The organism is Lactococcus sp. EKM203L (assembly GCF_011800585.1).
In the GTDB taxonomy this organism is placed as follows: domain Bacteria; phylum Bacillota; class Bacilli; order Lactobacillales; family Streptococcaceae; genus Lactococcus; species Lactococcus lactis.
This window is the reverse complement of sequence record NZ_JAALEQ010000004.1, coordinates 162,316-182,540: the sequence shown is the minus strand read 5'-3', so window position 1 is coordinate 182,540 and position 20,225 is coordinate 162,316. Positions and strand designations below refer to the sequence as shown.

The 20,225-nt window shown below is 35.1% G+C and carries 19 protein-coding genes and 1 pseudogene; 4 read left to right on the top strand and 16 right to left on the bottom strand.

What is annotated here, in order from left to right; all coding sequences use genetic code 11:
• Window positions 1–88 precede the first annotated feature (88 nt).
• On the top strand, window positions 89–319 hold the full coding sequence (locus HFD15_RS09255) for a hypothetical protein (RefSeq protein ID WP_004254795.1): 231 nt from the start codon (window positions 89–91) through the stop codon (window positions 317–319).
• Between the two features lie 39 nt (window positions 320–358).
• Here HFD15_RS09255 and HFD15_RS09250 read toward each other — a convergent pair whose 3' ends face one another.
• The 12 genes and pseudogenes from HFD15_RS09250 to yfmF form a co-directional block, all read right to left on the bottom strand.
• Window positions 359–1,243: a YitT family protein gene (locus HFD15_RS09250; protein WP_004254791.1), complete on the bottom strand. Its 885-nt coding sequence runs from the start codon at window positions 1,241–1,243 to the stop codon at window positions 359–361.
• 149 nt (window positions 1,244–1,392) lie between these two features.
• Window positions 1,393–2,268, bottom strand: a complete 876-nt coding sequence (locus HFD15_RS09245) for a YitT family protein (RefSeq protein ID WP_012898480.1) — start codon at window positions 2,266–2,268, stop codon at window positions 1,393–1,395.
• Window positions 2,269–2,367: 99 nt separating this feature from the next.
• Complete coding sequence (locus HFD15_RS09240) at window positions 2,368–3,297, bottom strand: YitT family protein (protein ID WP_004254786.1); 930 nt, start codon at window positions 3,295–3,297, stop codon at window positions 2,368–2,370.
• Complete coding sequence (gene aspS, locus HFD15_RS09235) at window positions 3,278–5,050, bottom strand: aspartate--tRNA ligase (protein ID WP_004254782.1); 1,773 nt, start codon at window positions 5,048–5,050, stop codon at window positions 3,278–3,280. Before aspS ends, HFD15_RS09240 begins: the two co-directional genes overlap by 20 nt.
• Before the next feature lie 60 nt (window positions 5,051–5,110).
• Window positions 5,111–5,479: an HIT family protein gene (locus HFD15_RS09230; RefSeq protein ID WP_012898482.1), complete on the bottom strand. Its 369-nt coding sequence runs from the start codon at window positions 5,477–5,479 to the stop codon at window positions 5,111–5,113.
• A 24-nt stretch (window positions 5,480–5,503) separates the two neighbouring features.
• Window positions 5,504–6,796: a histidine--tRNA ligase gene (hisS, locus tag HFD15_RS09225; protein WP_004254776.1), complete on the bottom strand. Its 1,293-nt coding sequence runs from the start codon at window positions 6,794–6,796 to the stop codon at window positions 5,504–5,506.
• Window positions 6,797–7,108: 312 nt separating this feature from the next.
• A pseudogene (locus HFD15_RS09220) lies at window positions 7,109–7,855 on the bottom strand (Rgg/GadR/MutR family transcriptional regulator); the annotation flags it as partial.
• A complete protein-coding gene (locus tag HFD15_RS09215; protein WP_023188658.1) occupies window positions 7,851–8,015 on the bottom strand; it encodes a hypothetical protein in 165 nt (54 codons plus the stop codon). The pseudogene HFD15_RS09220 and the gene HFD15_RS09215, both read right to left, overlap by 5 nt.
• A 242-nt stretch (window positions 8,016–8,257) precedes the next feature.
• On the bottom strand, window positions 8,258–8,830 hold the full coding sequence (pgsA, locus tag HFD15_RS09210; RefSeq protein ID WP_012898490.1) for a CDP-diacylglycerol--glycerol-3-phosphate 3-phosphatidyltransferase: 573 nt from the start codon (window positions 8,828–8,830) through the stop codon (window positions 8,258–8,260).
• Between the two features lie 40 nt (window positions 8,831–8,870).
• Window positions 8,871–9,767: a RodZ family helix-turn-helix domain-containing protein gene (locus HFD15_RS09205; RefSeq protein WP_025016931.1), complete on the bottom strand. Its 897-nt coding sequence runs from the start codon at window positions 9,765–9,767 to the stop codon at window positions 8,871–8,873.
• Between the two features lie 263 nt (window positions 9,768–10,030).
• Window positions 10,031–11,314 (bottom strand): EF-P 5-aminopentanol modification-associated protein YfmH, encoded by a 1,284-nt coding sequence (yfmH, locus tag HFD15_RS09200; protein WP_058220661.1) that lies wholly within the window; start codon window positions 11,312–11,314, stop codon window positions 10,031–10,033.
• Complete coding sequence (gene yfmF, locus HFD15_RS09195; RefSeq protein WP_023164564.1) at window positions 11,304–12,590, bottom strand: EF-P 5-aminopentanol modification-associated protein YfmF; 1,287 nt, start codon at window positions 12,588–12,590, stop codon at window positions 11,304–11,306. Before yfmF ends, yfmH begins: the two co-directional genes overlap by 11 nt.
• Before the next feature lie 197 nt (window positions 12,591–12,787).
• On the opposite strand from yfmF, the gene yaaA reads away from it, so the two are divergent.
• Both yaaA and recF read left to right on the top strand, forming a co-directional pair.
• The gene (gene yaaA, locus HFD15_RS09190; protein WP_167593398.1) at window positions 12,788–13,150 is read left to right on the top strand and encodes a S4 domain-containing protein YaaA; all 363 of its coding nucleotides are present in this window, start codon (window positions 12,788–12,790) and stop codon (window positions 13,148–13,150) included.
• Window positions 13,150–14,223 carry a DNA replication/repair protein RecF gene (gene recF, locus HFD15_RS09185; RefSeq protein WP_167593399.1) on the top strand — a complete coding sequence of 358 codons (1,074 nt, stop codon included), beginning with the start codon at window positions 13,150–13,152 and terminating at the stop codon, window positions 14,221–14,223. The genes yaaA and recF overlap by 1 nt, the downstream gene beginning before the upstream one ends.
• 90 nt (window positions 14,224–14,313) lie before the next feature.
• Here the strand turns inward: recF and HFD15_RS09180 are convergent, their stop codons facing one another.
• On the bottom strand, window positions 14,314–14,679 hold the full coding sequence (locus HFD15_RS09180) for a carboxymuconolactone decarboxylase family protein (protein WP_167593417.1): 366 nt from the start codon (window positions 14,677–14,679) through the stop codon (window positions 14,314–14,316).
• Between the two features lie 81 nt (window positions 14,680–14,760).
• Between HFD15_RS09180 and HFD15_RS09175 the strand changes: the two genes are divergently transcribed.
• A complete protein-coding gene (locus HFD15_RS09175; protein WP_015427093.1) occupies window positions 14,761–15,138 on the top strand; it encodes a MerR family transcriptional regulator in 378 nt (125 codons plus the stop codon).
• Window positions 15,139–15,150: 12 nt separating this feature from the next.
• Here HFD15_RS09175 and HFD15_RS09170 read toward each other — a convergent pair whose 3' ends face one another.
• The 3 genes from HFD15_RS09170 to HFD15_RS09160 all read right to left on the bottom strand — a co-directional run bounded on the left by HFD15_RS09170 (window position 15,151) and on the right by HFD15_RS09160 (window position 20,225).
• Window positions 15,151–16,074 (bottom strand): alpha/beta hydrolase, encoded by a 924-nt coding sequence (locus HFD15_RS09170; RefSeq protein ID WP_058220716.1) that lies wholly within the window; start codon window positions 16,072–16,074, stop codon window positions 15,151–15,153.
• 122 nt (window positions 16,075–16,196) lie between these two features.
• A complete protein-coding gene (galE, locus tag HFD15_RS09165; RefSeq protein ID WP_017865083.1) occupies window positions 16,197–17,177 on the bottom strand; it encodes a UDP-glucose 4-epimerase GalE in 981 nt (326 codons plus the stop codon).
• Between the two features lie 51 nt (window positions 17,178–17,228).
• The gene (locus HFD15_RS09160; RefSeq protein WP_081040669.1) at window positions 17,229–20,225 is read right to left on the bottom strand and encodes a beta-galactosidase; all 2,997 of its coding nucleotides are present in this window, start codon (window positions 20,223–20,225) and stop codon (window positions 17,229–17,231) included.

Sequence of the window (20,225 nt, the reverse complement as noted above, 5' to 3'; positions counted from 1 at the left end):
TGAAATCTGGAAATTTCCAGGTTTTTTAGTTATAATAAATATAGAAATAAATATTCACACAATTCCGAAAATAGAAAGGGTTTTCTATATGCGTACTACAAAAGCCACTGAAGAAATCGAAAAAGCTATTATTCACCTGAAGAAAGCAAAACGAGAAATTAGTAATTATACTTTTGAATACAATGTTCAAAACTTGATTCAGTTAGATAAGACAATTAAGCAGTTGGAAAATATCAAAACTGGAATCAATGCAGATAGTTTTTCTGTTGAAGGAGTCAAATCTACTGGTGAAATTGAAGGCGCACGTCTTTCAAGATAATTAATTTCACTGACAAAAATAAAAAATAGCTCTCTTGAGCTATTTTTTTCCTTTTTTAGCCACTTTATAACGACTGCGTGGATAAGTGAAATCACCAATGACTTCATGAACATTTATAATTGATGTGAAAGCATTCGGGTCAAGAATAGACAAAATTTGTTTTACTTCTTGAATTTCTCCAGGGTTTAAAACAACATATAAAATTTCTTTAGAATTTCCTGAATAAGCCCCTTCTCCATGTAAATAAGTCGCGCTACGACCGATTTCTTCAATAATTGCTTTAGCAATTTCAGCATGATTATTCGTGATAATAAGCATTCCTCGAACCGTATAACCACCAGATTGAACCACATTAATTACTTGTGCTGCCACAAAACTTGCAATCAAAGTGTACATCATATGGCGTAAATCAATATAGCTTAATGAAAGTAACATCACACAAGCATCAAAGATAAAGAAAGTTCGTCCAACAGCAACCCCAGCCTTAATCTGCAAAAGCTTGGCAATAATATCGGCCCCACCAGTCGTTCCACCAAAACGGAAAACTAAACCAATTCCTGTTCCGGCAAATACACCAGCGAGCAAGGCAGCGATTAAATAATCATGTCCAACATTAATTGCGACTGGAATCCGTTGGAAAATCCACATCCAGATTGAAAGACTCACGATTCCCCAAATTGTATAAACAAAAGTTCGGCGCCCAAGAAAGCGATAGCCAAGAATTAAAAGTGGAATATTTAAGATAAGCTGGGTGTAGGAAGGGTCAATATTCAATAAAGCATAACCAATCAATGAAAGCCCAGCGACTCCACCTTCAGCCAAGTGGTTCCCCATGTTGAACTCAACAAAACCAAAGGCATAGATTGCTGTACCAATTGTAACAGCAAGAAGTTGCAAAAAATGCACCTTAGATAATTTTTTCATAATATTCCTCAAAAATTTCGATGAAATATCCTTGCCGAGGGCAAGGATGTTTAAATCTATTGTAGTTTAAATTTAGAATTTAGTCAACTTTTGAAAACTTCTCCCTTTTTAACTTAAGTATCTTAAAAAAAATAGCCCAATGAGCTATTTTATTTTTTTAAATCTTTAAATCTACCCCGTTTAGGAGCGAAATCTCCCACAACTTCATGAACATTGATGACTGAAGCGAAGGCATTCGGGTCAATTACCGATAGAATTTGTTTTACTTCTTGTATTTCACTTGGGTTAAGAACAACGTAAAGCACTTCTTTTTCAGTTCCTGAATAGGCTCCTTCACCGTGTAAATATGTTGCGCTTCGACCAATTTCTTCAATAATTGTTTTAGCAACTTCTACATGATGATTTGTGATAATAAGCATTCCCCGAACTGTATAACCACCATTTTGAATCAAATTAATCATTTGCATTGAAATAAAACTGGCAATCAAAGTATACATCATATGTTTAAGGTCAACATAACTTAAAGATAGAGCCAAGATACAAGAGTCAAAGATAAAAAGCATTCGCCCAACAGGAATTCCTTTTTTTATTTGAAATAACTTAGCAAGAATATCTGTCCCACCTGTTGTTCCACCAAAGCGAAAGACTAATCCGATTCCTGAACCTGAAAAGACTCCGGCGAGTAAAGCGGCTATTAGAGTATCATTTCCAATATTAATTGTAAAACTGACCCTTTGGAAAATCCAAATCCAAACAGCTAAACTCACAATTCCCCAAATTGTATAAATAAAGGTTCTTCTTCCTAAAAAACGATAACCTATCATAAGAAGAGGAATGTTGATTAAAAGTTGAACATAAGAAGGGTCAATATGCCATAAAGCATAAGAAATCAAAGAAAGTCCGGCGACCCCTCCTTGAGCTAAGTGATTCGCCATATTAAAGGCGACAAAGCCAAAAGCATAAATTCCAGTACCAATTGCGATGGCAAGCAAGTACAAAAAATGTACTCGTGCAAATCTTTTCATTTTATTTCCTCCTTTATTTTTTTAGATAATAAGGGGAGAAAGTCCTCCTTTTGGCTTTCTCCCTTTTATCTTTCTTTTTTCAATGTAAAACCTAAGCAGTTAATCTTCTACTTCTGCAAATTTTCCAAGCACTCGAACATTCTCCGATATTGATACAAAAGCATGTTCGTCATATTTTTGAATAATATCCTTGAATTCCTGATATTCATACATTGTAATGACAGTCATGAGGACGGTCTGACTGGTATGTGTATAGCCACCTTCCGCGTCATGTAAAATGGTTACTCCATGTTTAAAACGATTCACTAATTTCTTTGTCAGTAATTCTGGATTTTTAGTTACAATCATTACTTGAAGACGTTTTTGTCTTGTAAAGATTGCATCTTGTACACGAGAGTTAACGAAAATAGCAATTAAACTATAGAGCATGTATTCCCAGCCAAAAAGAACTCCGGCTGTAAAAATAATCACACCATTGACCAGAAATGCCAAAGTTCCAACACTTCTTCCTGTTTTCTTACGCATATAGAGGCTGACGATATCAGTCCCTCCAGAAGAAATCCCAGATTTCATTGCATTCCCAACACCAAATCCCATAATTGCCCCACCAAAGACAGCATTAATAACTGGCTCATGAGTTAAGGGCGTCACTGGAATAAAATGGATGAAAACTGAACTCATAACAACTGTAATCACTGTATAAACGGTGAACTGTTTGCCTATTCCTCGCCAAGCAAGAATGAAAAGTGGCGCGTTTACTAATATCAAAGAAGCAGAAATAGGTAAGATATTATGACCACTTATTCTGGCTACTAATTCAGTAACAACCTGAGCTGCACCCGTCGCACCAGAAGCATACACATGTCCTGGCTGATAGAAAAAGTTCAATGCGAATGATGAGAAGACAGCATAAACAACTGCTGCCGAAAATTTATTTGCCATTTTTTCAGCGCCAATAGATTTTAAAACTTGATAAAGTCCAATTCTATCTAGAAGGGCGCCGAGAATTTTATTGATCTTTGTTTGCAAGTTTAATACTCAATTCTTCCAGTTGTTTTTCAGCAACTATGGATGGAGCCTGTGTCATTGGGTCAGAGGCTTTGTTATTTTTAGGGAAAGCAATTACTTCACGGATATTGTCTTTTCCAGCAAGCAACATTACGAAACGGTCAAGACCGAGTGCCAAACCGCCATGTGGTGGGAAACCATAATCAAGTGCTTCAAGCAAGAAACCAAATTGTTCGTTTGCATCTTCTAATTTAAAGCCAAGAGCGCTCAACATTTCTTCTTGAAGTTGGCGGGTATTAATTCTTAATGACCCTCCACCAAGTTCATAACCATTTAAAACAATATCATAAGCATGGGCACGAACTTTTTTCAAATCAGAATCTTTGCTATGTCCGTCAGCAGATAAAAAGGCTTGTGTTTCTTTCGTTGGTAAAGTAAACGGATGATGAGCAGACATATAACGTTCTTCTTCATCTGACCACTCAAACATAGGCCAATCAATGACCCAAAGGAAATTGAACTGACGGAAATCAATCAATCCTTGTTGTTTACCAATCGTTAAACGAAGCGCACCAAGAGCTGAATTTGCTACATCAAGACTGTCAGCAACGAAGAGTACCAAGTCATTATCAGTCAATTTCAATTCATTAACAAAGCTGTCAGTAGATTCTGCTAAGAATTTAGAAACGCCACCAGCAAATTCACCTTTTTCAAATTTAACCCATGCAAGGCCTTTGGCCCCATTTTGTTTGGCTTGTTCTGTCAATTTATCAATTGACTTACGAGAATATTTGTCAGCAGCATCTTTGACAACAATCGCTTTAACAACTTCTGCTTCTTGGAAAACTTTGAAATCAATTGTTTTAGCAAGTGCTGACAAGTCTGTCAGTAACAATTCAAAACGAGTATCAGGTTTGTCAGAACCATAAAAGTTCATGGCATCATCATATTTCATACGTGGGAAAGGTAAAGTGACATCAATTCCTTTCACATCTTTCATGACTTTAGCAATTAACTCTTCTGTCAAATCTTGAATCTCTTCTTCTGACAAAAATGATGTTTCTAAATCGACTTGTGTGAATTCTGGCTGACGGTCACCACGTAAATCTTCATCACGGAAACATTTAACAATTTGATAATAACGATCAAGTCCAGCAGTCATTAAAAGCTGTTTCATTAATTGTGGTGATTGTGGAAGAGCATAAAATTCACCTTTATTAACCCGAGATGGAACAAGATAATCACGCGCCCCTTCTGGTGTTGATTTATTTAAAAATGGTGTTTCAACATCAATGAATCCTGCTCCATCCAAATATTCACGAATTGAACGAGTCGTCGCATGACGCATTGTGATATTTTTAAGCATTTCTGGACGACGTAAATCAAGGTAACGATATTTCAAACGAGTATCATCAAGAACTTCAACATCATCTTTAATTTCAAAAGGTGTTGTTTTAGAAGTAGACAAAATTTCAATGGCAGTCGCTTCAATTTCAATACCACCAGTTTTAATTTTGTCATTCTTGCTTGCGCGCTCAACAACTTTACCTGTCACTTCAAGAACAAATTCATTGCGTGCTTTATCAGCTGCTTCTGCCACATCAGCCGCTGCTGTTTCAGGATTGACAACGATTTGGACAATCCCTTCTCGGTCACGTAAATCAATGAAAATTAATCCACCAAGATTACGACGTTTGGCTACCCAGCCTTTAACCGTAACCGTTTGATTTAAGTATTCTTCTGTAATATTTCCCGCGTAATTTGTACGTTTCATATAAATGTAAATTTTACTCTTCTAGTACACAAAGTAAAATTTTACTCCTCTTTCTTTTTATTATCTATAGTTTTGTTTTTCAGGTATGACACCACGAACACCACCGGTTGGATTCTTTACATCTCCCTGATGCCGCGGTATTAGATGAACATGACAATGAAAAACAGTTTGTCCAGCTGCTTTACCAACATTAATGCCAATATTGTAGGCCTCGGCATGAAATTTCTCAGTTAAATTATCTTTTGATAAGTCTAAAAGTTCTTCAATTGCTTTTCTTTCAGCTTTGGTCATCTCAAAATATGAAGACACATGTCTTTTAGGCGTAATCAACATATGACCTTCACTGACTGGATAGGCATCATAAAATGCCTGTGCCAATTCATTTTCAAAGATTGTATCTTTCATCTGACAAAATGGACAATCCGTCATCAATTCACCCCTGCTTTAAGTCACTTAAAGTTCTTCATCCGCATAAATCTCTTCAAAAATCGGTGCAAATGATTCATGAACAGCTTTAAGTGTTGTTTCTACTTGTTTACGTGTTTGATTATGTTTCACTTTGATTTGACCTGTGCGAATCTCATCTTCTCCAAGTGTAATAATCAACTCAGCACCCAATTTTTCAGCCGTTTTAAATTGCGCTCCTAGTTTTCGATTTGAGAAATCACGTTCGACTTTAAAGGCCTGTTCACGTAGGCTTTCAGCTAATTTTGTTGCTTCAAGATTTGCTTTTTCGCCCATTACAGCAATATAAACATCCAAAGTTTCTTCAGGAATGAAATTAATTTCTTGTTTTTGAGCAATCATCAAAAGTCTTTCAATTCCTAAACCAAAACCAAAGGCAGGAGTTGCTGGTCCGTCGAAATATTCAACTAACCCATCATAACGTCCACCACCACATACGGTCAAATCTTTGCCATCAAAATCAACAATAAATTCAAAAATTGTATCATTATAATAATCCAAACCACGAACCATATTTGGGTCAATAGTGTACTCAATATGTAAAGCTTCAAGTAAGGCTTTCACTTCTTCAAAATAAGCCTTTGAAGCTTCATTGAGATAATCTAAAATAGCTGGAGCATTTTTAACAATTGCGATGTCTTCTGCTTCTTTACTATCCAAAACGCGTAAAGGATTTTCATTGAGACGACGACGGCTATCTTCTGAAAGTTGATTCTCAAAAGGAGTCAAATAATCAATCAATGCTTGACGGTAAGCCATGCGACTTTCCATATCTCCAAGTGTATTTAGAGCTAGTTTAAGACCAGTAATTCCTAACTGGCGGAAAAGTGTGTCAGCCATTGCAATAATTTCTACATCAACTGCTGGATTTTTCACTCCTAAACACTCTACACCAAATTGATGAAATTGACGTAAACGTCCTGATTGTGGACGTTCATAACGAAACATTGGTGCGTCATACCATAGCTTCACTGGTTTTACTACTTCAGGGGCATAGAGTTTATTCTCAATATAAGCCCGAACAGCTGAGGCAGTTCCTTCTGGACGAAGCGCAATATGACGTCCCCCTTTATCCTCAAAATCATACATTTCTTTGGTAACAATATCACTTGTTTCACCTGTTGCACGACTAAAAAGTTCATAGCTTTCAAACATTGGTGTCCGAATTTCTTTGAAATTATAATCATTGAAAACGCCACGAGCAATTTCTTCGATGTACTGCCATTTTGCAGTTTCAGCAGGCAGTAAATCTGCTGTTCCTTTTGGTTTTTGAAGTTTCATTTTTTTCCTTTCGGTTAACTGGGAGTAAAAATCTTTATGATTATTCATTGGGTTTGAACATTCATTTCAAAGATACCGTTTACATAAGAAAGCACCCCAAAGCTTCTCGCTCTAGGGTGCATCATTGCACGGTACCACCTAAATTTGCTCCTAGAAAATCAGAGCCTCAGATTGATTATAACGTTATCACCGATAAACACTGTCACAAACCCTATGAGCTTTCACCAACACTCACTCTCTTTTCTATTATTGTAACGCAAAAAGTGAGCCAAAGCAAGCAACTTTTGTAGGATTTAGAAAATATTTTAACTTCTATGATTCTTCTAAATTAAGAACATGGCGATTATAATATTTTTGAGCAAAATCACGACTAATAGGAACTTCTAAAAAGTCAAATAAAGCAATCACTCTAATCATTTCTTTTTGACCTTCTATTTTTCCATTCCTATAATCTAAATAAGCCCAAGCAAAGCGATAAAGTCCTTGGACATGTGTATCAAGTGCTTCTGCCTAGTGATGAACCATTGATAATAAGTCACTTGCTTTTTGGGTTTCCCCTCTACTTATGAGTGTCATAGCACATCGCCTGGCAGTCTGTACAATACGACGTCGATAAATTAATTTTCCTTTATATTCTTTCTCATGTAAATTAATATCTGATATTATTGCATAAACTAAAGAGTAAGGGAGTTGCCAAGCATTTAAAGCCAAAATTCCTAAACTATATTCAAGCCAAAGCTCGATTCCAAATAAAAAATCACTAATTTCTGTTACTTCTTCTTTATTTAATATTTGATGACAAGCTTTAGCAGTTAATTCTAAGAAACGGTAATCAGTGTATTGTCTGGTCAATCTTTCTTGCGAATGCAATTCAAGCCACTCATTGTTATAGTTCAAAGTTTCAAAATTTTCTTCAAGTATCTTAACTTTTATTTCTTGATTATTCGCATATTTGTGTGCTTCATTTTGAATCATTTCTGCTTCCGCAAATTCTTCTCTTAACTGTATCCTATCCAATCAATTAATATAATGAACAAAATAATCATCCTTACTTTCATTTTGCTTTTGGATAAAGATTGGGGTCAATAATGTTTTCGTTGACAGCTTTATCATAAAGACCTCCAACATCCGTGAATTCATCAGCATTAACGATTAGTCCTGTAAACAGAACCAGTCCCAGTAGTAGTGCGATGAGGCCTCCAATTTTAAATTTTTTCATTTGTTTTTTCCTTTTTAGGCTCAGGGTGCAAGACTTTTTTTGTAATAATATTTTCTGTTCATTTGTGCAAAAATCTCCTTTCTATTGTGAACTACAAGTGTTTCAAATTAGCATTATATTCTTTCTAAAATCATTATAACAGCTGATTTTTCGACTTCTTTTATTCGTCCCATTTCTGGCACTCCAAATAAAAAAAACCAAGTATTTCTACTTGAATTTTTTTATTTTCTATTTGGAAATGATTAATCAGCATTTCTAAAAACTTGCATATTTTTAGCAAAATAGTCATAGCCACTATAAATGGTAAAGAAGACACAAACATAAAAGAGGATTGTTCCTATATACAAGGGATTTCCAATGAAAAGGAAAATAACGCTCAACATTTGTGTGGCAGTTTTGATTTTACCAGGCATTGCAGCCGCCATAACAACTCCACCTTGTTCAACGAGTAAGAGGCGCAATCCTGTAACCGCAAGCTCACGGCAAATAATAATCGCAACAGCCCACATTGGAACAACATGAAGTCCAACTAGAACAACAAAGGCAACCATATTGAGCATTTTATCGGCCAAAGGGTCCGCAAATTTACCAAAATTGCTGACAACGTGCCATTTACGGGCGAGATATCCATCAAGCCAGTCAGTAAATGAGGCTACGGCAAATACAATTGCTGCGATGACCCACATCACTGAACTATGGTCTTGTGAAACAAAACCATTAAAATGTGCACCTTCTGGTAAATAAAATAAAATCACAAAGATTGGAATCATAAAAATCCTTGCCATTGTCAATTGATTGGGTAATTTCTCTTTCATAGTTCTCCTTTTTCAGCTTAAAATAAGCCTCAACTTTTATTTATTGAGCAGCTGAATTGCTTGTCGTTCGATTAATTTGTAAAGTAATTTTATTTGGTCCAGTTGTGGTTAGTGATGATAAATCAAGAGCTTTTCCATTAACCGTAATGGTAAGCCCTTGAACACTTCCAAGTGTAATTACTGAATTTTCTGCGCCTGTTGTCACTAAAGCAGACAGACTATTTGCTCCATCAGATAATGTTTGACCAGTTGCTGGAACATTGGAATTCGTCATGCCAACCCAAATTGTTCGTCCTGCTGCAACTGAAAAATCAACTTTTATAGGGTCAGAAATATTAGAAATTGTGGCAATCATTGCCGAACTTGAGCCTGAGATAGCAATTGTTGGTTCAGGTGTACTACTACTTGCTTGTGTACTACTTTCTGATGGTTTTGTAGAGCTTGTAGAAGACTTAGAAGTACTAACTTCACTCTTTGAATAAGAATAATCATTGGTTATTAAATCTGGTGTTTCTGGTTTATTCATAATTACCGCTGCAAAAACACCTACTACAATTAATAATGCCGCTGCTGATAAAGAAATAATTGGTACATAATGACGCCATGTTTTTGGCACTTCTTCCTCAGGTTCTACTCGCTCACTCGGTTTCACAAAATGATAATTTTCTAGGATATCCTCTTTATCCTCAACTGTGATTCCTTTGCCTTCATCATAGGCTTGAATAATTCTATCTGCATTCAACCCCAATTTTTCTGCATATTGTTTGAGGTAAGCTTTAATGTAAAAGTCACCCGGTAGGGCTTTATAGTCATCTGTCTCCAGTGCTACGATATATAATTTTTGTACTTGAGTTAATTGTTCTGCTTCAGAAAGATCAAGTCCAAGCGATGTCCGCTTTTCTTTTAAGACTTGTCCGATTGTTTTGATTGTCAACATATCCTCCCTTCATTTTTGTACTGCACATCGATTGTTAATTATCACTGTTCTTTGTTTATTTTGGAGATTTTTACTATCTCGCCTTAGAAATTGCGCTGACAAAGTTTCACTGAAACTTTGAGCGACTTTTATTTTACTGACAGAAAGATTTTAATAGGCTTAATTTCTGTCAAAGGATAGCCGTTGGGACTTTAGTCCCTTGCGGATATGCTTAAATTTCTGTCAGTAGATTTTTAGCTTTTCTGTCTTACTGACAGAAGGATTTATTTAGGTAAAATTGTAAATTCTACTTTTTTCATCTCAGAAATAAATTGGTCAGCAAATTTTTCAATTTCTGACAGACTTAATTCTTTCAAAATTTCAGGGAAATCAAAGAAAGTTAAGTCACCATAAATTTCTGATGAAAATTGATTAGCAATATATTCAAGCGAATTTAATGAACTAAAATAATCTCCCAACATTTCTCTTTTGAGTAAGTCGAGATGCTCCTCACTAAAATCTCTATCTATTTTATAACTTTTTATGGCTTCTTGCAAAGTTTGACCTAAAATTTGCGGATTTTCTGTGTCAGCAGTCAACACTGCAAAATGAAATCTCTTGTCCAAATCGAAGGAGAAACCAAAGGAATCGTCGATTAGGCCTGAATTATAAAGCTCTTCATAGCGCTGACTGGTTCTACCAAAAAGCAAATCGAGAAAAAGTTGATTGGCTAATTTATATTTAAATAGGGTCTTTGAGTCACTTGAAAGTTGGTCTTCACCGCGCAGACCCAAAGCAAATTTTGGCATGGCGACTTCAAGTTCCAAACTCTCTCCCGAAATTGGTTCGCTCGCTTTAATTTCTTTTCTTTGAATTTCTGCTAAATCAGCAAAGTCTTTTCTAGCTTGATTACTTCTTACAAAGTCTGACATCATCTCAATATCAAAAGGACCTGTTAGGAACAAATTCATATTTTTAGGATGGTAAAAAACTTCATAATTTTTATACAAATCATCTGCCGTAATGGCATTAATTGTCGCCGGTGTCCCAGCAATATCAGCTGCTAAAGGAGAATCAGGGTACATTTTTTCCAAAAGCCCTGCAAAAAGACGCCAATCGCTGTCATCTTGATACATTTGGATTTCTTGTTGAATAATTCCTTGTTCCTTTTCAACATTTTCTTTTGTAAAATAAGGTTTTTGGACAAAATCAAGTAAAAGTTCTGTACATTCATAAGAATTTTCACGAGTAGAAAAAAGGTATGAAGTCCTTGAAAAACTTGTAAAAGCATTAGTTTGAGCCCCCAAAGCTCCAAACTTATACATGACATCACCCTCTTCTTTTTCAAAAAGTTTATGCTCTAAGAAATGGGCGATTCCTTCTGGAAAAGTCTGAAATTCACTTTCTCCCAATGGGACAAAACTTGTATCAAGTGAACCAAAATTTGTAGTGAACAAGCCGTAAGTTCGATTGTAATCTGCTTTTGGAAGATAATAAACTGTCAAGCCATTAGGCAAAATATCTGTAAATAATCTCTCACCTATTTTCTCATAAAACTTACTTTTCAAGGCTGACCTCCATTTTTTCCTGATTCACAGTAAATCCTTTCATAAAGTATTCTGCCTGCAGATTTAATGATTTTGCAACGCTAATCAAATCGGCTTTTGAAACAGATTCGAGGGCATTTAAAAATTCAGACATCGGTAAAAATTTATCTGGAATAAGTGCTTTTACATACTCTAACTCAATTGTGTTTGACGGCGAATCCTGCCCCACAAAATAAGCATTTCGTAACATTGTTTTGGTTTGCTCAACTTCTAATTCTGTAAAATCTCCTGATTTTATGGCTTCTAATTGTTCAAAGATTAAACTTTTGGCTTCTTCATAATTTTCAACGTCAATTCCAGCTGCAATTTTTAGAAAACCTGTGAAAGAATCAAAAGTTGAAGAAATTGAATAGGCTAAACTTGCTTTTTCCCGAACATTGGTAAAGAGTTTTGAATGAGCAAAACCTCCCAAAAGTCCATTCATCACTTGCAAAGCAAGGTAGTTTTTGTCTCCATAAGCAATTGGCATTTGATAAGCGAATTGCAAAATAGATTGAGCAACCTCTTTTTCATCTGTCACTACTGAGCTTTCTGTCAGTGATTGTTGATAAAAAATTTCTTTACTGACAGCTCTGTCAGTAAAATTGAAGTCTGAGAATCGTTCAATCATTCGTTTTTCATCTACATCACCTAAGACAAAGATATCAATGGCATTGTCTGTCAGCATTTTTTGATAATATTCAAAAACGGCTTTTGGATTTTCTTTGGCAATCAATTCGCTCGTTCCAACACTTGGTAATGCTTGATTCTCATCTTCAAAGAATAAATTAGCCAACTGACGGCTGGCATAATAAGAACGGTCATCATTCATTGAGGCCAAATAATGCAATAAATTTCTTTGCTCTCTTTTGAAAATTTCGGGATTGAATTGACCATTAGCAGCATCGGGTTGAAAAATTGCAATTTTCAAGAAATCGACTGCTGCTCCCAAAGTATCAAAATCAACAAGTTTAGGATTTACGATACTCATATTAAGAGAAAGTAAATGTTGTTTCCCTTTTTTAGCCACTCCTGTCGTAAACGAAGCGCCATACATTTCAGATAATTTGCGACTAAAATCTTTTCCAGTTTGATAAACCGCATTAGTGCTTTCGAGCATATTAGAAATAAGGACACGTTTCCCAAGGGTGTCAGCTGACATTTCTTCACGAAAACGAACCATTAGTCTTACTGTTTTAAATTTGCTTTCTTTAATGAGATGAAGCATCACTCCATCTGCCATTTTAATTTCTGTCAATTGACTATCACTTTCCTATTTTATCAAGCTTTTTCTAGTTATTAAGGCAACCTTTATTATACCAAAAACTGAAGCAATTTTGTGAGATTTCCTAACGAAAATGACGAATAATTTTTATCTTAAAGCTTCCTTATTTTATTCAATAAATTTCTAAATTTCCAATGAACTAAATTTCAGATTTATGTTAAAATAAGACTATGAAAAAATACATTTTATTTGAAGAATATATCACACTCGGACAAGTTTTGAAAGAACTTGGATTAATTTCAACAGGAGGTCAAGCAAAAATTTTCCTTGCTGAAAACGAAGGAAATATTTTCTATAATGGCGAAGCTGAAAATCGTCGTGGCAAAAAACTCCGTGACGGAGATTTATTAGAATTTCCAACTTTTGATTTAAAAGTTACTTTTGAGCAAGCTGACGCCGATGCGATTAAAGAACATGAAGGAGAAAAAGCTGAAGAAGCGCGTGTTAAAGCTATTGTGAAAAAAATGAACGCGGAAAACAAGACGACAAAACCAGCTAAAAAAGCTCCGCCACGCTTTCCTGGTAGAAAATAATGAAACTCAAAGCAATTGAACTCAAAAATTTTCGTAATTATGAGGAATTAAAACTTAATTTTCATCCTAATCTCAATATTTTTTTAGGACAAAATGCTCAAGGGAAAACAAATATTCTTGAGGCGATTCATTTTTTAGCACTCACTCGTAGTCACAGAACCAGTCACGATAAAGAGCTCATTTCTTGGTCGCAACAAGAAATGAAGGTCTCAGGAGTCGTTGAAAAAGCTCATGCAACTATTCCACTTGAAGTTCAATTAAGTCCCAAAGGGAGAATTGCTAAAGCCAATCATCTCAAAGAAAATCGCTTAGCCGACTACATTGGTCAACTAAAAATCTTGATGTTTGCACCTGAAAATTTGGAATTGGTCAAAGGTTCTCCTGCTACCCGCAGAAAATTTATGGATATTGAACTGGGACAAATCCATGCGGTTTACCTTTATGATTCCATGCGATATAATCGTGCGTTAAAAGAACGGAATGCTTATTTAAAATTTGATAAAGACAAAATTGATAAAAATTTTTTAAGTGTTCTTGACGGACAATTAGCTGAACATGGTAATAAAATCATGCTTGAGCGGCAAAATTTTATTGATAAACTTGAAGTTCATGCAAAAAAAATCCATGAGCAACTTACTCATGGTAAAGAAAATTTAAAAATCATTTATAATCAAAATGTGAAAACTGACTTTTCAAAAGAATTATTGAGCAGACAAGACCATGATATTTTTAGGCATCAAACATCGGTTGGCCCTCATCGTGACGATTTACAATTTTTTATCAATGAGATCAATGTTGCTGATTTTGGTAGTCAAGGACAACAACGAACCGTTGCTCTCTCAATTAAATTAGCAGAAATTGATTTAATTTTTGAAGAGACTGGTGAGTATCCGATTTTACTTTTAGATGATGTCATGAGTGAATTAGACAATCATCGTCAACTTGATTTGATTGAAACAAGTTTGGGTAAAACACAAACTTTTATAACTACAACTACTCTTGATCATCTTAAAAATTTACCTGAAAATCTGAGTATTTTCCATGTTAATGCTGGAACCATTGAACAAGAGTAATAAAAAGTTACTGATGAAACTACTAGCATATCTGTAAACTGCTAAAGCAGTAACAGCTATCCTATGACAGAAATTCATCAGTAACTTTTTTTACTTTCTGTCAGTAAAAATTTCCTTAGCAACAAAGATAGCATTTAAAACTCTTGGAAAACCGACATAAGGAACACAGTGAATAAAAGTTTCAATAATTTCTTCTTGCGTTAGTCCAACATTTAACGAAGCTTGAATATGCACGCGCAATTGATTTTCACAGCCTCCTTGAGTCAACAAACTGGTGATAGTAATCAATTGACGCTGTTTAAAATTGAGAACTCCTCGCTCATAAATCGTTCCAAAAGCAAATTCTAGCATCAGATTATTCAAGTCTGGTGCAAGGTCTTTGAGTGAATCAAAAACAACTTCAGCAGCTGCTCCATCAATTTTCGCTAAATTTTTTAAACCAATTTCTTTTTTTATTCATTTTATTTACCAGCTTTCTATGATAAAATCATTATAAACCCTCAAGTTAACTTGAGGGCAAGCAAAAAAGAGAAAAAAATGACTAAAACTTATAAAATTTCAGAAATAGCTTTACTGACAGAACTTCCAATCGCTACTCTTCGTTATTATGAAGAACTTGATTTATTAAAACCTGCTCGAAACTCTAGTAATTATCGAGAGTTTACAGAAGCTGACCTTGAATGGATTTACTTTATCAAAAGAGCTAAAGCAACAGGAATGCCTCTAGCAAAAATCCAAGATTATTCTCGCTTAAGAGAACAAGGCGATTCAACAATTATTCAACGTATTTCACTTTTAGTTGAACAAGAGCGAATTTTACGCCAACAAATTACTGATTTAGAAGGTCACTTAGATTTTATTTTACAAAAAAAACATCATTACTATGAAACTCTTCAAAAAAACTCGGAATCTTAATTCCGAGTTTTTTTATGGTGTTCCATATAAAAATTTTTTAACATATTTTACTACAGTTGGATTTTTTGGTGCTTGTGAATGGCTCGTTTTAGTTGGATATAAAGTAGTTGTTATTTCATTTCCATTCTTCTTGAAAAGATGATAAATTGAAAAGCTATCTGCCCAAGGAATTGCACTATCCGTTTGTTTTTCTGAATTGAAATTCCCTTCCAACAATAACATTTGAGTTTTCGACGATACTTTTTGATAGTTATCAGCGATATATTGATACATTTCTGTTTTAACTATAGGGCCCTCTTTTAAAACGTTAGATAGACTTTCCCCTAACTGAAGATTCGTTTCATTATTATATTCTCCATCTAAAGATACATATTTATTGACTGGGGGAAAGTTTGGATTATTCCCTGTATCCATCATATAATAAACTGCACCAGTAGCTCCCGATGAGTAACCAACTAAATTAATCCATGGCACTTGATAATTCTCTGTCAGGTATACAATTATTTTTTGTAATCCCTTTGAGAAAAGTTCACCTGAGTTAGTTCCTTTAACTGTTGCAAATTCAATAATAGGATACTTATTATCTTGTGATATTTGCCCCTCAACTTTTAACTCGTAATTTTTAGTAATATTCGATGTCATCACTAGTGATTTCTGAGAGGATATATTCTTAATAGGTAGGAGACGCTCAACTAACCAATCAATTGATGTCACATTACCACCAGAGCCCCCAATATATATTGTCGGATATATAACTTGTTTATTTGACTGCGATAATGTCTTATTATTAATTGTATCATTATCTTTTGTATGAGAGGTTGTCCCCTTAGGCCCAAAAAGAAAAAGAGCTCCCGCTAAAATAATCACTAAACCAAAAAAAGCTAGTGATACTCTTTTAAATTTATTTTTATTTCTTCTTAACTGTCTTTTTTTCATCCACTTCATTATATCAATTTTTTTATTAATAATTATCACAATTACCATTACATTTTCATGACGATTACATACAAAAAAAGCTCAAAAATTTGAGCTTTTTTTTTCGAATTTTAGATAATTAACTAGTAACCTTTTGGATGACTTTGGTGCCATTTCCAAGCGTTCGTAATAATGTGCTCTAAATCATTTTGTGCTTTCCAACCCAAAATTTCACCAGCTTTTGTTGAATCAGCAACTAGTTCATCTGGGTCTCCTGCACGGCGTTCACCCATTTGGCTTGGAATTTCTTTACCTGTTACTTTTCGTGCGGTTTCAAGTACTTCAAGATTTGAATAACCTTTACTTGAACCGAGATTAAATTGGTCAGACTGACCGCCCGCTTTAAGATACTCTAGTGCTTTGATGTGTGCTTCAATCAAATCTTCCATATCAATATAATCACGAATACAAGTTCCATCAGGCGTGTGATAGTCATCACCATAAATAGTAATGAATTCCCTTTGGCCAAGTGCTGTTTGCAAAATAATTGGAATCAAATGTGTTTCATTTTTATGAGCTTCACCAATTGAACCATCATCCTTAGCCCCTGCAACATTGAAATAACGTAAAGCGACATAAGTCATATCAGTTGCTTGCGATTGCCATTTCATCATTTTTTCCATGATTAATTTGCTTTCACCATAAGGATTAATTGGTTTTTGAGGTGTTTTTTCTGAAATTGGACTTTTTTCTGGAATTCCAAATGTAGCTGCTGTACTTGAGAAAACAATATGTTTTACTCCAAATTCTTCCATCGTTTCTAGAATTACTTGAGCACCACCAACATTATTATTAAAATACATTAAAGGTTTTTGCATTGACTCACCCACTAAAGAGTAAGCACAAAAATGCATGATTCCTTCAATATTTTCTTTTTCAAAAACACTAGCTAAGAAAGCATGATCACGCACATCACCCTCGTAAAAGCGTACATTTGCTGGAACAGATTCACGGTGACCTGTCACTAAATTATCCACCACTGCCACATCGTAACCACGTTTAAGAAGCATATCTACCGCGTGACTTCCCACGTATCCTGCTCCACCAAGAACTAAAACCGTCATAAGAACCTCCATTTTCTCTATATTATATCAAATTCTTGAAAATTTGTATCATCACGTTAATTTAAAACTAACTTCATAATGATAATTTCCCTTTGTCAATAAATATTCCTGAGCGACACTTGGACTCCATGAATCATCTCCACCTACACCCATATGGAATCCGTCAATATTTAACCATGTTCCTGCTTCTTCTTCAAGTAGATGCCAATGTCCCTTTTTAGCAAGCTGGTTTTGACTATATGGACTTAGATTAAAAGCAAAAGATTGACCCATTGCCCGAACTTTTAAACGACCATAATTTAACTCTCTGGTTTCCATCCTCAACCCATTTTCACTAGGAAAAATATAAGGGGTTGTCATATCAGTAATCCTTAAATTCCACTGGGCAAATAAACTTGCCCCTCTTCGGTCAGGATAATTTTCATCTGGGCCAAGTCCAAAATATGTAACATTTTCTGCTTTTTCAGCTAGTTGAAGACTCAAGCCAATTCGAGCTGGTTCTGGAAACTCTATATTTCTTTTAAAATCAACTTTTAAAAGAAGTTCACCGTTTCTAAAAATATGATATTCTCGAATGGTTGAAAATGCAATTTTTCCTTTTGCTTCATAGTCTGTTTGGACAGAAATAATTACTTCATTCTCTGTTGCTTGTATTATCATATTTTTCAAAAGCGTTTTTAACTCATAAAAGCCAACAGCCTTCCAACGTTCTAACCAAGCATTAGGATCAATATGTTCAACTTCACTAACACCAATATCATTATCTAATGGAGCCCTTGTAAATTGTTCTGAGAGCTCATGCAGTAACTTTTCATTGCCTTTCTCATCAAGCCAGCGCGAGAGATTACCATTGCTTTTATTAAAAATAAATTTCTGTTTTGCTGATCGTACGGTCAGTAGCTCTTCATCCTCCAAAAGTGTAATTTCTTCATTACTATCTATTTTGTCAGTAAAATTAATTTTTTCTTGTAGAACAAATTGTTGATGAGCAACTTCAAAATCAGACTCAAGAAGATTATATTTCTCAATTGTTTTAACTTGAATGTTCAAAAATAAATTATCTGTTCCATCAATAGGCAACTCAGACAGGTCTATTCTCATAGACCCTCCAGCAGGCATATTCAATATAAGCTCATTTTCCCATAATACTTCTAAGCCATTGGTCAGTTGGTAACATAATTTTTCATTGTCAGTACTTCGAAATAGATACTCATTTGTAACTGTAAAGGCAAAAACTTGACCTAGTGGAGTTTTCTCCAATTCAAACTGATAATATTGTTGCCAATATTTTGCTTCACGAAGAGCTGGTTTTGCTTGACGATTTGGAAAAACAAGACCATTAAGGCTAAACTGACGATCATTTGGCTTATCCCCAAAGTCACCTCCATAAGCATAATTTCCATCTTTTAATAAACCTTGATCCACCCAGTCCCAGATGAATCCACCTTGCAATCGGTCAATTTCTCGAAAAGCTTGCCAGTACTTCCCGAATCCTCCTAATGAATTCCCCATATCATGAGCATATTCACAAAGAATTAGTGGTCTATTCTCTCCAGCTACCCCCATCCAGGTTTTTAATGAATAAGGCGCATTAATACTTGGACTATCTACTCTAGCATACATCGGACAAATGATATCAGTGGCATCTGTTGCTCCTCTACTTGCGTCATCTCCCCCCTCATAATGAACAGGGCGGCTAGAATCAAATGATTTACACCAATCATATAAAGCTTGATGGTTACTTCCATAACCTGACTCATTACCAAGAGACCAAATAATAATTGATGGATGATTACGGTCACGTATAACCATTCGTGTAACACGTTCACTCATTAATGGTAAATAAGTCGGATCATTTGTCAAACGATTCATCGGAGTCATTCCATGCGTTTCGATATTTGCTTCATCCATAACATACAATCCATATTCATCACACAATTCATACCAGCGTGAATCATTAGGATAATGAGAGCAGCGGACCGCATTAAAATTATGTTCTTTCATCAATTTGATGTCTTTAATCATCACTTCTTCAGAAACGACATAACCATGCTCAGGTGTAAATTCGTGCTTATTCACTCCACGAACAAGAAGTGCTTTCCCGTTTATTTTTAGCTGTCCTTTTTCAATAGCAATTTTTCGAATACCAATTTTTTTTGTTTCTTTATGAAATACCGCCCCACTCCGGTCCATTAAAGTTAATTCTAAACGATAAAGATAGGGAATTTCATCTGACCATAATTTTGGATTGACTACTCCAATTTCTGCATCAAAACCATGACACTCTCCAATTAATTGTTCGTCATCATAAAGCTTAAATTCTAAACAAGCATCATCCATGTTTTTAGCATATGCTTGAAGTTTTACATTTGCAAAATCTAAATCCTCATCCAAATCTGTTTTTATAGAAAAGTCTAACAAGTAGTTATCTGGAAGCCATTGTAAGTTCACCGAACGAAAAATACCTGACATTCGCCACATATCTTGATCTTCAAAATAGGTGCCTTTTGACCAACGAAAAACTAGAACTTTTAAACAATTTTGACCTTCTTTGGCCAGGTTGCTGATATCGAATTCAGCAGGCAAGCGGCTATCTTCTGAATAACCTCCGTATTCCCCATTCAACCAAAAATGAAAAGCTGATCCAACCCCTTCAAATGTAAGGTGAACATGACCGCTCTCAAGCCATTCTTTTGTGATATCAAAATAGCGACTATAAGCTCCAACTGGGTTAGCCTCTGGTACATAAGGAGGCTGAATTGGAATAGGATAAGTCACATTTGTATAAATTGGAACATCGCTTTTATCCTTAAATTCTATTTGCCAATTACTTGGAACGATAATTTCCGTTTTACTCTCCGTCAGTTCTAACCAATTTTTAGGTACATCTGAAATTCTAGAAAAATGATCAAAATTCCAAAGACCATTCAGTGATTGCTTTTCTAAAAAGTCCATAGGTGTATGCATTGGCAACCTATTCCAATTTGAAACTACTGGATTTTCCCAATCTTTACGCTCTAGTACATCAATCATTGTCATCATAGCCAT

What these genes read in the sequence shown, in the direction of transcription:
- HFD15_RS09175 (WP_015427093.1), top strand. Translation starts at nt 14,761, where the DNA reads ATGACTAAAACTTATAAAATTTCAGAAATAGCTTTACTGACAGAACTT.
- HFD15_RS09255 (WP_004254795.1), top strand. Translation starts at nt 89, where the DNA reads ATGCGTACTACAAAAGCCACTGAAGAAATCGAAAAAGCTATTATTCAC.
- HFD15_RS09160 (WP_081040669.1), bottom strand. Translation starts at nt 20,225, where the DNA reads ATGGCTATGATGACAATGATTGATGTACTAGAGCGTAAAGATTGGGAA.
- pgsA (WP_012898490.1), bottom strand. Translation starts at nt 8,830, where the DNA reads ATGAAAGAGAAATTACCCAATCAATTGACAATGGCAAGGATTTTTATG.
- HFD15_RS09170 (WP_058220716.1), bottom strand. Translation starts at nt 16,074, where the DNA reads ATGAAAAAAAGACAGTTAAGAAGAAATAAAAATAAATTTAAAAGAGTA.
- yaaA (WP_167593398.1), top strand. Translation starts at nt 12,788, where the DNA reads ATGAAAAAATACATTTTATTTGAAGAATATATCACACTCGGACAAGTT.
- aspS (WP_004254782.1), bottom strand. Translation starts at nt 5,050, where the DNA reads ATGAAACGTACAAATTACGCGGGAAATATTACAGAAGAATACTTAAAT.
- HFD15_RS09250 (WP_004254791.1), bottom strand. Translation starts at nt 1,243, where the DNA reads ATGAAAAAATTATCTAAGGTGCATTTTTTGCAACTTCTTGCTGTTACA.
- HFD15_RS09215 (WP_023188658.1), bottom strand. Translation starts at nt 8,015, where the DNA reads ATGAAAAAATTTAAAATTGGAGGCCTCATCGCACTACTACTGGGACTG.
- galE (WP_017865083.1), bottom strand. Translation starts at nt 17,177, where the DNA reads ATGACGGTTTTAGTTCTTGGTGGAGCAGGATACGTGGGAAGTCACGCG.
- HFD15_RS09245 (WP_012898480.1), bottom strand. Translation starts at nt 2,268, where the DNA reads ATGAAAAGATTTGCACGAGTACATTTTTTGTACTTGCTTGCCATCGCA.
- hisS (WP_004254776.1), bottom strand. Translation starts at nt 6,796, where the DNA reads ATGAAACTTCAAAAACCAAAAGGAACAGCAGATTTACTGCCTGCTGAA.
- HFD15_RS09205 (WP_025016931.1), bottom strand. Translation starts at nt 9,767, where the DNA reads ATGTTGACAATCAAAACAATCGGACAAGTCTTAAAAGAAAAGCGGACA.
- HFD15_RS09230 (WP_012898482.1), bottom strand. Translation starts at nt 5,479, where the DNA reads ATGACGGATTGTCCATTTTGTCAGATGAAAGATACAATCTTTGAAAAT.
- recF (WP_167593399.1), top strand. Translation starts at nt 13,150, where the DNA reads ATGAAACTCAAAGCAATTGAACTCAAAAATTTTCGTAATTATGAGGAA.